This is a genomic window from Leifsonia sp. 563, assembly GCF_040545055.1.
Taxonomy (GTDB): domain Bacteria; phylum Actinomycetota; class Actinomycetes; order Actinomycetales; family Microbacteriaceae; genus Leifsonia.
On the sequence record NZ_JBEPLE010000001.1, the window covers coordinates 1,008,958 to 1,021,038 of the forward strand.

Genomic DNA, 12,081 nt, shown 5'->3' on the forward strand with positions numbered 1-12,081 from the left:
ATGGAAACGGCGGGCAGCAATGCTCGCCGTGGGAGCGGTGGCCGCCTTGGCCCTCCCGCTCGCCACCACGACCGCCGCGCAAGCGGCATGCACCACCTACTACGTGTCCCCCACAGGCAGCGACAGCAACACCGGCTGCAGCACGACAACACCATGGAAGACGCTGGCCAAGCTCAACGGCACCACGTTCGCCGCCGGCAACCAGATCCTGTTCCAGAAGGGCGGAAGCTGGAGCGGACAGCTCACTCCCCAAGGTTCCGGAGCCTCGGGAAACCCGATCGTCATCTCCTCCTACGGCACCGGAGCCGCACCGCTCCTCGCCGGCGGAGGCGTCTCAGCGACCGTCTACCTGCACAACCAGCACGACTGGACGATCCAGAACCTCGAGATCACCAACACCGCAACGGGCAACGCCGCCCGCGCCGGGTTCCTGGCGGACAACGACACCGCGGGAACCCTCCACGGAATCCACCTGGTCAACAACCTCATCGACAAGGTGAGCGGCTACTGGCAGAACGGTGACCCGCAGCCTTCGCGCACCTCGGCGATCTCCTTCGACCAGACCGACAACAACGCAACAGCGGCGTGGGATGACGTGCTCATCTCCGGGAACACGCTGAAAGACGACGATGCGGGCGGAATCTACATCGGCTCGGCCATCGGCCTGAACCACAACATCAACTCCACCAACATCGTCATCCAGAACAACACGATCACGAATGCGGGGGGCAACTCCATCGTCTGCGTGTTCTGCTCGGCGCCGCTCATCCAGTCGAACGTCGTGACGGACAGCGGCTACCGGTTCTCGGGCGCCGCGATCTGGGGCGGCTGGACCAACAACGCCGTGCTGCAATACAACGAGGTGGCTCGCAACTGGAGGGCGCTGTACGACGGCGAAGCCTTCGATATCGACAACAACAACACGAACTGGACGCTGCAGTACAACTACACGCACGACAACCCGTGGGGCTCGCTCGAGTTCTGCTGCTCCTCCACGTTCGGCGCCCTGGGTACCACGACGATCCGCTACAACATCAGCCAGAACGACGGAGCATCGAACGCCGTGTGGGCGACCCTGCAGGGCATCGCCAGCGGCGGCACGGCCAACTTCTACAACAACACCGTGTACATGGCTCCGGGTGACAACGGGGACGTGACCAACGGGACGCCTCCGGGGAACGTGAACTTCACCAACAACCTGATCGTCAAGCACGGGACGGGCGGCTACCAGACGACGAACACCACCTGGTCGCACAACCTGTTCTACGGCCAGCACCCGGCGAGCGAGCCGACGGACAGTGCGAAGATCACCGCCGACCCGCTCCTACTGAACCCGGGCGGTGCCGGCGAGGGACGCTCCTCCGCCTCCGTCTATCAGCTGCGCACGGGCTCTCCGGCGATCGGCGCGGGTGCGGTGATCTCCGGCAACGGAGGCGCCGACTACTTCGGCAACGCTGTCTCCGCGACGGCCGCCCCGAACATCGGCGCGTACAACGGAGCCGGGGTCTCCGCGCTCACTCCCACGGCCGGCGCGTACTGGCGGTTCGACGAGAGCACCGGGACCACCGCGAACGACACCTCCGGTCACGCGAACCCGGCCACCCTCCAAGCGGGAGCGTCGTGGACGACGTCCGCGCAGATGGGCGCCGGCGCCGTATCCCTCAACGGCACGTCGACCGGCTACGTCGACGCGTCGGCGCCCGCGGTCGACACCTCGGCCAGCTACACGATCGGCGCCTGGGTCAAGCCCTCATCGCTCACGGGCAACCAGACGTACGTGAGCATCGACGGCACGACGGTCAGCCCGTTCTACCTGCAGCTCGAGGGCGGGAAGTACGTCTTCACCGTGCGAAGTGCAGACTCCACCTCCTCCACCTATGCGCAGGTGTTCGGGCCGAGCGCGACCGTCGGAACCTGGGCGCACGTGATCGGCGAGTACGACGCGACCGCGCACGTGATCAAGCTCTACGTGAACGGCGTACTCCAGGGCTCCACCGCCTGGAGCTCAGGCTGGAAGGCGACCGGCCACACGAAGATCGGACAGGCGAAGTGGAACGGAGCACCCGTCGACTTCGCCAACGCGGTCGTCGACGATGTCCACGCCATCCCGGGCACCGTCACCGATCGGGAGGCGTTCGCCCTCGGAACCGGGGCCACCGCCTACTTCGAGCTGGACGAAGGCGCCGGCTCGACGTTCAACGACGTCACGAGCGGCGTCCCGACCGGTCACCTCGAGTCGGGCGCAGCCTGGGCAGGAAGCGGGAAGATCGGCAGCAACGCGCTGAGCTTCCCGGGGCGCCCCGGCGCTTACGCGGAGACGCCGGTGTCGGCGGTCGACACCAGCAAGAGCTTCGCGGTCGGCGCCTGGGTGAACCTGAACAGCACGGCTGGCAACCAGACCTTCGCCAGCATGTCCGGGTTCAACATCAGCCCGTTCTACCTGCAGCTCTCGGGCGGGAAATTCGCCTTCACCATGCGCAGCGCCGACGACACCAACTCGACGGCGACCTCGGTATCGGCGACCTCCACCGCATCCACGAGCACGTGGTACCACGTGCTCGGGATGTACGACCAGGGAGCAGGAACGATCTCGCTGTATGTGAACGGTGTGCTCCAAGGTTCGACGTCCTACACGACGCCGTGGAAGTCCATCGGTGCGACCGTGCTCGGCGGCGCCGAATGGGCGCTGTCGCCCGTGGATCCGGTCAATGGGACGATCGACGACGTGCACTTCTACAACAAGGTCCTCAATGCGAGCCAGATCAGCACACTCGCAGCTCCGTGACCACGACCGGCCGGGCGTCATCCGACGCCCGGCCGGGCGGTCCCGCCTGGTCGTCTGGATCGCGGCCGCCGTCGTCGCCGTCCTCGGCGCCGGCGGCTTCCTGACATACGCCCTCGTCACGGCGACCGCCGCAGCTCCGATCGCCGACCGCCCGGCACCGGATGCGACGGTGCTGACCGTCGACCGCATCCCGGTTCCGGTCCGCGAGCTTGCGCTCTACCTCGCCCGCGACCGATCCGCGATAGTCGCCGAGTACCAGGCCCGCGGAGCCGACATCGGGTCAGCCGCGTTCTGGCAGACCCCCATCGACGGTGTCACCCCCGCCCGGAAGCTCGTCGCGAAGGCGAAGGACGACGTCGTGCGACTGCACGTGCAGTTGCAGCTCGCCGCGAGCGCACACGTGAACGCGCCGCAGACCTACGACCAGCTCGTCCGCGCGTGGCAGAACGAGAACGCTCGCCGCGCGAATGCGATTGACAAGGGCCAGCCGGTGTACGGCCCGCAACAGTTCTCCGAATCGGACTTCATCGACTACCTGCTCGGCAACCTGGGTCAGCAGGCGCAGACCGAGCTCGCCGCCCGCGGCGACCTCGACGGCAGCGACGCCGCCGCCCGCACGTATTACACCGCGCACCCGGACCGGTTCTCCGGCGCATTCGAAACGGTGAAGCAGCAGGTGATCCTGCACATGCTCGACGAGCAGTACCAGCACCTCATCACCGAGCGGACGGCCGATGCCCAGGTCGAAAGCGAACCTCTTCTCGACGATCTGCCCCGCTACTCCTGCCTCGCCGACGGCTCCTGCTGACGCCGTGCGCGTCAGCAGGTCGGCAGGAGCCGGACGGTCGTAAAGCTGAAGGGCGGAACGCTCAACGCTCCGCCGCCACGCCGCTGGGCCACCGGTTCGCCGGGGGCCTCCTGTCGGGGCCAGCCGGCGTCGGGCGGCGCCGACAAGGTCACCACGTCACGTTCCACCGGCTCTGCGCCAGAGACCAGGACCACGTCAGCCTGAAGCTCCGAGCCGGTGGCATTGACCAGCTTGACGATGGTCGTCCCGGTGCGGTCGTCCACGACCGCCGTCGCCGAGACGCGCTGTTCGGGATCGCCCGGATGGGTCACCTCGTGAACCACCTCCCCGTCGATGAGGCAGGTGATGTGCTGTCCCCGGGCGACGACCCGGATCTCCAGGCGATAGGTCTTGCCGTCCGTGAACGTGTACGGCAGAGGCTCGGTCCATTCGTCGTAAAGACCGTCGGCGACCGTACCGAGCACGAGGAACCGGTTCTGCCAGGTGCCGAAGTTCCACTCGAAGTAGTAGTCCGATTCGAGGTCGCCGAAAGACACGGTGAAGCCGTCCGATCCCCCGTCGAGCCGCGCATCCAAAGCGAGGGTGTAGTCCGCGGAGCGGACGTCGAGCGGGAAACGAAGGCGTCCGGTTCCGGTTGCGGCTGGGATATCGAGGCGTCCTCCGTCGTGCTCCAGTCGTGCGGCGTCCACGCTGAGCTGCCCGGTCGCGGCCCGGACGGCCAGCGTCACCCGGTCCGAGAGCTGTCGCTCCCACCGCGGCGCCCCGTGGAGGGTGACAGGCAGGGCCCGGGTCCCCGAAGTCTCCGCGTGCATGCGCTGGACGTGGTAGTTCAGCGTGCGATGGAGGGTGGTGTTGTCGAAGTAGACGAGGTCCGGCTCCCACTGCGTGTCGCCGATCTTGGCGAGAAGAGGAGCGTAGGAGGCCAGGCGCACGATGTCGCCGTTGCGCTCCATCGCCATCATGTATGCCGCCTCGGCCAGCGCACACAGTTGCGTGTTGCCGCGCGAGCCGTACTCGCCCACGTAGACGGCCGGCCCGGAACGATCGTACGAATCGAAGCGGTCGAGGTGCTCGAAGTACCATTTGGGCGACTTGTACGAGTGCTCGTCGACCATGTCGACGCCGAGTTCCCGGGCGATGCGCCATCCCTCGTCGTAGTCGGAGCCCGAGGGAAAGGGCCCGACGGTGCCCACAACGGTGATCTCGGGATGCCGGCCGCGGACAGCGTCGAGCAGCTGCGCGAACCGGTCGCGGAACAGCACGGACTGCTCGTCCTCGTTTCCGATGCCCAGATAGCGCAGGCCGAACGGTTCGGGGTGTCCGGCGGCCGCACGGACGGCTCCCCAGCGGGAGTCGACGGGGCCGTTGGCGTACTCGATCAGGTCGAGCACATCCCGGATGTAGCTGTCCATCTGCTCGCTCGAGTAGCCGGCCTGTCCGCCCGGCGTGTTCTGGCAGCACACCCCCGCGGCGACAACCGGCAGCGGCTCTGCTCCGAGTTGCTCGCAGAACCGGAAGTACTCGAAGTACCCGAGTCCCATCGACTGGTGGTACCCCCAGAGATTGACATCACCTCGGCGTCGACGGAGCGGACCGACGGTGTCCTTCCACCGGTAGACGTTGTCGAGACCCAGCCCGTGAGCGACGCATCCACCGGGGAAGCGCACAAAGCGCGGCCGAAGGTCGGCGATCGCCTCGGCGAGGTCGGCCCGCATCCCGTTGTCCGTTCGACGGAACGTGTCGCCCGGGAACAGCGACACCCAGGAGATCCGCACCGACCCTCCGGTCACCCGGATCTCCAGTGCGGCCGTGGACGCATCGGACAGGGGCCGAATGGACGTCGTCAGCTCGCGTTCCGGACCCGGTTGCAGAAGCGCGAGCACCGCATCCGCAAGGGGCTCACCGCCTTCGTCGACCAGTCGAACCTCGATCTGGGGGTGACCGGTCAGCGCTTGGGCGACGATCGTGACGTCGCAGTCGACGCCGCCGCGCACGGAGATGCCGCCGAATCCGTGATTGGTCAGCGTCGCCGGAGCGTCGTCCGCCGTCACGACGACGGCGCGGCCACCCGACGCGCCGGCACGATCGTCGACGATGACCGCGCCGCGCGTGCTCCACCCCGTGAGGGCGTCCCAGTCCGGATGGTCGCGGTCGGTGAAGGAGAAGTCGCGGTTGCGTATCAGTTCGGCGTAGAGGCCGCCGTCGGCGGAGGAGTTGATGTCCTCGAAGAAGACGCCCCACATGTCCGGGTTGATCGGGGTTCCGGGAGCATTGTCGTCCACGGTGATGGTGACGTGCGCCGGAGCGTCGCTGAAGGCGGCCAGAAGCCTCTGCTGCTCCTCGTGGGTGATCGGCAGGACGGAACCATGACGCGCCTCGCGCGGAAGCTGCGCATCGGGGACGCGGGTCCACTCGCCGGTTGCCGGGTCGGCGGCGTGGAACAGCTGATATCCGCGGAGCTCGAACTCGTCGATGAGCAGGTACGCGCCGTCGCCGCCCAGATCCAGGAACGGTGCCGGCCCCTCGCCGCGCACGATCTCCGCCGCGCCGACCCTCTGACGTACGGGGGAGAAGTCCGGATCGAGAGGCGAGGTGCCCGCCTCCTGCGACACGTGCTGAGAGGCCTCTGCGGGCTCGGCGCTCAGCGCGTCTGCCGAGAACCGGTACGTGACGCCGTCGAACTCCAGGCAGGCCGCGTCGATCACATCGTGGCCTCGGTCGAGGAACACCTCCGCCGGACTGAAGTGCTCGAAATCGTCCGTCGTTGTCATCAGGATGCGCTGGTAGCCCGCACGAGCCCGGTTGTCGCCCTCGTCATACAGCGCCGACGCGAAGAACACCACCCACGTCTCCCAGGCACTCGACCACACGGCCTTCGGCGCCCACGCGTTGCCGGCGTTATCGGGCGCCACCGGGACGAGGGACGGCCCGCTCCAGTTCACCAAGTCGTCGCTGTGCCAGACCAGGATGCTGCGGCTCCCCCACCGCACCGCGCGATCCCAGTCGTCGTCCGGGACGGCGCGCAGGTCCGTCGCCAACAGGTGAAACCTCCCGGTGCGGCTGTCACGGACCAGGAAAGGATCGCGGGCACCGCGCTCCCCGACGTCGGAGACGAGGATCGGCTTTCCGTCCCGCAACGGCGTCCATTCGCGGGGGTCGCGGCCGGCGCTCACGGCGAACCGCACCTGCTCGGCGTCGGCATCGCGTCCATTGGCGAAGTAGGCGAACATGAGCGCCTCGTTGTACCCAGTCATCAGGACCTCCGCGTATAGTGTATCGATACAAACAGGCGGTCCGCACGACATTTCGTCGCCCGGGCCGCCGTGATGTAACGTTATAGTCACGCTGCCAGTGTCGGACCGGGGAAGGCTGCACCATGGTGACCATACGCGATATCGCCCAAGCGGCCGGCGTCTCGCCGATGACCGTTTCCAACGTGCTCAACAAGCGGCCGCACGTGGCGGATGCCACCCGGCAGAAGGTCCTCGACACGATCGACCGGCTCGATTATCGCGTCAACGTGGCCGCCCGCAACCTCCGGCGAGGACGCACACACACCATCGGCCTCGCCGTGCCGGAGGTCGACCGCCCCTACTACGGCCAATTCGCCGCCGCCGTCATCGAGCACGGCGCCCGTCACGACCTCAACGTGGTCATCGAGCAGACGGGGCGCTCCCGGGAGAGCGAGCTCAACGCGCTTGCCGCCTCGCGGGTGCGGATGTACGACGGCCTCATCCTCAGCGCCGTCGGGCTCGGCTCCAGCGACCGCGATCTCCTCAACGTGGACTATCCCGTCGTGATCCTCGGTGAGCGGATCTTCCAGGGGCCCGTGGATCACGTGGCAATGGCCAATGTGGACGGATCTGCGGCCGCAGTGCGGCATCTCATCGAGCGGGGCTGCCGACGTATCGTCGCCCTGCACGGAAGCTTCGGCCCCGACGAGGTGAGCGCGTCGAGCCTGCGCCACGCGGGCTACAGGGCCGCACTCGAGCAGAACGGGATCCCGTTCGACGAGTCGCTGGTCGTGGAGATCGAGGAGTTCACTCCCGAGGCCGGAGCGGAGTCGGTCCGTCGGCTGATCGCCTCCGGCATCCCCTTCGACGGGATCTTCTGCGTGACGGACTATGTGGCCCTCGGTGTCCTCCGCGAGCTGGCGGACGCCGGCGTGGATGTTCCCGGCACGGTAAAGGTCATCGGCTTCGACGACGTGGAGTTCAGTCGGTTCCTCGTCCCGTCGTTGTCCTCCGTGAACCCGGACCACGACCTCATGGCACGGACGGCGGTGGAGCTTCTCGCCGCCCGGATCGAGGACAACGACCATGAGGCCGTGGAATTCGTCAGCCCGTTCCGTGTCGTCGAGCGGGGGTCCACGGCCGCGATCGCGAAGGATTAGCCCTTCACGCTGCCGCTCACCAGCCCGCTGACGATCTGTCGCTGGGCCACGATGAAGAAGATGACCATCGGGATCAGGACGATGACGCTGAGGGTCATGAAGGCGGGCCAGTCGGTCGTGAACTGACCGACCGCGGTGTACACCTGCAGCACGAGCGTCTGCTTCTCCGGGGAGTTGATGAACACGTTCGGGGTGATGAAGTCGTTCCACACCCACATCGTCTGGAACACGCCGACCGTCACCAGGATGGGACGGATCAGCGGGAGAGCCACCGACCGGTAGACCCGGAACGCGCCGGCTCCGTCGATCCGTGCCGCCTCGAACAGCTCGGTGGGGAGCGTCCGCATGTATCCGATGATCAGGAAGTAGCAGAAGATCGACCCGCACGAGTACATGACGATGAGGCCATTGAGGGAGTCGACGAGTTCGACGCCTGCGAGCATCCGGTAGAGCGGGATGAGCGTCGATTGTCCGGGCACGACGAAGGCGATGACGAGGATGACACCGATCACGGCGGCGAACCGTCCGCGCCCGATCAGCACCCCGAAAGCCGCCATCGACCCGACCAGCAGCATCACGACGATCGAGACCACGGTGACGTAGAGCGTGTTGAGGAAGCTCTGCAGCACCGGGATGGTCTCGAAGATGTGCACGTAGTTGCCCCAGTACAGCGAGCTCGGCAAAGCGAGCGGGTTCGCCGCCGTCTCCGGCTGGGTCTTCAGGGTGTTCACCAGGATGTAATAGAACGGCACGGCCACCAGGCACGCGATGGGGATCATCACGACGCTGAGGAGGATGCCCCTGCTTTTCTTCACGAGTAGCGCTCCTCGAGTCGGCGGGAGATGACGAGCTGTGCGGCGATGACGATCCCCACCGCAAGAAGGAAGAGCACACTCAGCGCCGAGGCCTTGCCGATGTCGGACTGGGCGATGCCGTTCTCGATGATCGATTGCGTCAGCGTGCGGGTGGCGAACCCCGGTCCCCCGTGGGTGAGGGTGAACGGCAGGTCGTAGACCTTCAGCCCTCCGGTGAGAAGGAGCAGTTGGCTGACTGTGATCGCCGGAGTCAGCAGCGGCAACGTCAGGTGGCGGAACTCCTGCCAGCGCCCTGCGCCGTCGATTTTCGCGGCCTCGAAGATGTCCGACGGCAGGCTCTGCATGTAGGCGAGGTAGAGCATGGCGTGCCACCCGGTCTGCGCCCAGACGGCAACGAGGATCACGCTGAACTGGGCCAGGGTCTCGTCGGACAGCCACGGGACGGGCGCGATCCCCAGCTGGCCGATCACCGAGTTGATCACGCCGGAGCCGAGCGGAGACAGGATGAAGGTCCAGACGAGGCCGAGCAGCGCGACGCTGGGCACGGCAGGAAAGAAGAACACGGAGCGGACGAAACCGCGGCCGACGAAGCGGCGGTTCAGCACCATGGCCAGCGGGATCGCCAAGACCGTCACCGCGACGGTCGTGAGCAGGGCATAGGCCAGGGTGAAGCCGAGCGCCGAGAGCATAGAGGGGTCGGAGAAGATCCGGGCGTAGTTCTTGAACCCGATGAAGTGCGGAGAGGCTTCGTACCCGTTGTAGTCGGTGAAGCTCCAGTACAGCGATTGCACCATCGGGACGAGGTACAGGACAACGAACACGACGATGATCGGAAGCACGAACCAGTAGGCGGCGAACCCTTCGCGGGCCCGGCGGAACCGGCTCCGAGTGCGTTCGATGGAACCGGCGCCCACGATGCTGGGCGGTCGTTCCACAGTGGTGGCGTTTGCCATGGCGTTCTTCCTCGTTCGGCGCTTCGGAGGGAAAGGAGGGCGGGTCCGGCAGCCCGATGCGCGGGCCCGCCCTCCTGGTTCGTTACTGAAGGGACTTCAGCTTGGTGTCCATCCCCTGAGCGAACTGCTCCGGGGTGATCTTGCCGGAGATCGTCTGCTGGAGCAGCGCGACGGACTCGGAGGTCATCGCGTCGGCGTGGCTCGGCCAGTTGACCGCGGGCAGGTAGATCTTGCCGTCGCGGACGGCCGGGGCCATTGCGGAGAGGGACGGGTCGAGGTCCGGCGTGAAGTCCTTTGTCGTGGTGATCGACTGGGTCTCCTTCTGGTACAGCTCGACCCCCTTCTTGCTCTGGAGGAACTCGACGAACTTCTCCGCACCGGCCGCGTTCTTCGCCTTGGCGTTGATCGCGTATCCGGGCGAGACGGCGCCACACCAGTAGAGGTCGCCCTTCGTGTTCGGGACGGCGAGGTAGTCCAGGTTCAGGTTCGGTGCGGCCTGCTTGATACCGCCGAGCGCCCACGAGCCGGTGCCGATCATGGCGACCTTGCCCTGCTCGAACTGCTGCAGCACCTGGTCGCCGGTGAGGCCGGCAGCGGTGCGCGGCTCGACGCCCTTCTCGAACAGCTCGTTCCAGGTCTTCACCGGGTCGGTCCAGGTCTTCTCGAAGCTCGTCTTGCCGGACCAGATCTGGTCGTCCATCTTGCCGTCCCGGCTGGCGTTCTCGACGCCGAGCAGGGCGGAGAGGGTCACCGGGATGCCGTCGGCGGCCTCGTAGAACGGTGTGACGCCCGTGTCCTTGAGCTTCGTGCCGAGGTCGATGAACTCCTGCCAGGTCTTCGGAGGAGCGGTGTAGCCCGCCTTCGCGGCCAGGTCCTTATTGATCAGGATGCCGCCTCCCCACGAAGCCACGGCCGCGCCGTAGACCTTCCCGGACTTGCTGTAGGTGTCCTTCGCGGCCGGCGCGATGTTCGAGATCCAGGACTCACCGCTGAGATCCTTCACGAAACCGCCGTCCATCAGCTGGTGCTTGTTCTCCGCGGTGATGATGAACACGTCGGGCGCGGTGTTCGAGCCCAGCTGCGTCTGCAGCTTCTGGACGTACTGCGTGACGGGCGGCGTGTAGGACGCCTTGACCGTGAGCCCGGGGTTCTCCTTCTGGAACTCGTCGATCAGCGGCTGCATCGTCGTCTTCGGGTCCCAGGACAGGAAGGTGACGGTCTTGGAGCCGGAACCGGAGCCGCTGGAGCAGCCGGTCAGCGCGGCGGCAGCGGTGGCGACCGCCGTCAGGGCGACCAGCGCTCGGATGACGCGGCGCCGGGTCGGCGCCGAGGTGTGAAGCGACATTGCTTTCTCTTTCTCTTAGGTGTCGAGGGTTTCGGGTATTGCTGTTGAGGTCAAGCGGATTGCAGCGCTTCCTGGAGTGACCGGCTCCAGGTCGCCGTTGGGAAGGTGCCGCAGCGGGTCGATCACGATCTCGCGGTGGAAGCCGTTCCCTCCTGGGATCGCGAACCGGTGATACGCGATGACCCAGTCGTCGATCCCGGGAAGTCGGAGGATGGAATGGTGACCGGTCGCCAGGATGCCCTCGGCCGGGCGCTGCTCGAGGAGCACTCCACGGTCCTCCCACGGCCCAGTCGGGCTCGTCCCCACCGCCCAGCGGACCCGATACTCCGGATCACGGGTGTCGTTCTCCGACCAGGTGAGGTAATACAGGTCGCCGCGGCGGTGGATGTGGGCAGCCTCCCGGAAGGTGGGGTGCGTCCACGACGTCACCGTCTCCTCGTCGATGCTGAGCATGTCGAAACTGAGCCGGGCCGTGTGGGCCACCGTGTTGCCCCACACCAGGTACGAAGCGCCGTCGTCGTCGATGAACACCGACGGGTCGATCGCTCGTCCCGAATGTGCTCCTTCCGCGACGATGGGACGGCCGGAGTCGATGAACGGCCCGGTCGGACTGGTCGCGACCGCCACCCCGATGTTGTCCTCGGCCGTGAAGTAGAAGTAGTACAGGCCGTTCCTCTCGGCGGCCGCCGGCGCCCAGGCATGGCGGGACGCCCATGCAACGTCCTCGCCGAGCCGGAGGATCTCTCCCTCATCGACCCACTCGCGGAGGTTCGCAGACGACAGCACTCGGAAACTGGTGGAGGACCAATCGGGCGAGCCGTCGGTCGTCGGGTACACGTAGAATCGCCCGCCGAACGCCGCCAGCGCCGGATCTGCGAAATACCGGCCGGCAGGACCACCTGCACCCATGTCGGCTCTCCATCCTCATCGATGACCCTGTATCGATACAAGATCGCTGCGATGTATCGTTACATACTCGCCG

The 12,081-nt window shown here is 66.6% G+C and carries 8 protein-coding genes; 3 read left to right on the top strand and 5 right to left on the bottom strand.

Annotated elements, in window-relative coordinates; translation table 11 throughout:
* Nucleotides 1-19 precede the first annotated feature (19 nt).
* Nucleotides 20-2,785, top strand: a complete 2,766-nt coding sequence (locus tag ABIC47_RS04870; protein WP_354477800.1) for a LamG-like jellyroll fold domain-containing protein — start codon at nt 20-22, stop codon at nt 2,783-2,785.
* On the top strand, nt 2,751-3,593 hold the full coding sequence (locus ABIC47_RS04875; protein ID WP_354477803.1) for a hypothetical protein: 843 nt from the start codon (nt 2,751-2,753) through the stop codon (nt 3,591-3,593). Before ABIC47_RS04870 ends, ABIC47_RS04875 begins: the two co-directional genes overlap by 35 nt.
* An 11-nt stretch (nt 3,594-3,604) precedes the next feature.
* Here the strand turns inward: ABIC47_RS04875 and ABIC47_RS04880 are convergent, their stop codons facing one another.
* Nucleotides 3,605-6,847 carry an alpha-L-arabinofuranosidase family protein gene (locus ABIC47_RS04880; protein WP_354477806.1) on the bottom strand — a complete coding sequence of 1,081 codons (3,243 nt, stop codon included), beginning with the start codon at nt 6,845-6,847 and terminating at the stop codon, nt 3,605-3,607.
* 122 nt (nt 6,848-6,969) lie between these two features.
* Here ABIC47_RS04880 and ABIC47_RS04885 point away from each other — a divergent pair, with 122 nt between their 5' ends.
* Nucleotides 6,970-7,986, top strand: a complete 1,017-nt coding sequence (locus ABIC47_RS04885) for a LacI family DNA-binding transcriptional regulator (protein WP_309854896.1) — start codon at nt 6,970-6,972, stop codon at nt 7,984-7,986.
* On the opposite strand, the gene ABIC47_RS04890 is transcribed toward ABIC47_RS04885, so the two are convergent.
* The 4 genes from ABIC47_RS04890 to ABIC47_RS04905 all read right to left on the bottom strand — a co-directional run bounded on the left by ABIC47_RS04890 (nt 7,983) and on the right by ABIC47_RS04905 (nt 12,008).
* Entirely contained in the window at nt 7,983-8,801 is an 819-nt protein-coding gene (locus ABIC47_RS04890; protein WP_309854898.1) for a carbohydrate ABC transporter permease, read from the bottom strand. The two genes, ABIC47_RS04885 and ABIC47_RS04890, sit on opposite strands and share 4 nt — an antisense overlap.
* Complete coding sequence (locus ABIC47_RS04895) at nt 8,798-9,754, bottom strand: carbohydrate ABC transporter permease (RefSeq protein ID WP_354477810.1); 957 nt, start codon at nt 9,752-9,754, stop codon at nt 8,798-8,800. Before ABIC47_RS04895 ends, ABIC47_RS04890 begins: the two co-directional genes overlap by 4 nt.
* A gap of 82 nt (nt 9,755-9,836) precedes the next feature.
* A complete protein-coding gene (locus tag ABIC47_RS04900) occupies nt 9,837-11,099 on the bottom strand; it encodes an ABC transporter substrate-binding protein (RefSeq protein ID WP_354477813.1) in 1,263 nt (420 codons plus the stop codon).
* Between the two features lie 15 nt (nt 11,100-11,114).
* On the bottom strand, nt 11,115-12,008 hold the full coding sequence (locus ABIC47_RS04905) for a family 43 glycosylhydrolase (protein WP_354477816.1): 894 nt from the start codon (nt 12,006-12,008) through the stop codon (nt 11,115-11,117).
* Between the last annotated feature and the right edge of the window lie 73 nt (nt 12,009-12,081).

Coding starts and splice junctions, on each gene's coding strand:
- ABIC47_RS04885 (WP_309854896.1), top strand. CDS start 6,970: ATGGTGACCATACGCGATATCGCCCAAGCGGCCGGCGTCTCGCCGATG.
- ABIC47_RS04870 (WP_354477800.1), top strand. CDS start 20: ATGCTCGCCGTGGGAGCGGTGGCCGCCTTGGCCCTCCCGCTCGCCACC.
- ABIC47_RS04880 (WP_354477806.1), bottom strand. CDS start 6,847: ATGACTGGGTACAACGAGGCGCTCATGTTCGCCTACTTCGCCAATGGA.
- ABIC47_RS04895 (WP_354477810.1), bottom strand. CDS start 9,754: ATGGCAAACGCCACCACTGTGGAACGACCGCCCAGCATCGTGGGCGCC.
- ABIC47_RS04900 (WP_354477813.1), bottom strand. CDS start 11,099: ATGTCGCTTCACACCTCGGCGCCGACCCGGCGCCGCGTCATCCGAGCG.
- ABIC47_RS04875 (WP_354477803.1), top strand. CDS start 2,751: ATGCGAGCCAGATCAGCACACTCGCAGCTCCGTGACCACGACCGGCCG.
- ABIC47_RS04905 (WP_354477816.1), bottom strand. CDS start 12,008: ATGGGTGCAGGTGGTCCTGCCGGCCGGTATTTCGCAGATCCGGCGCTG.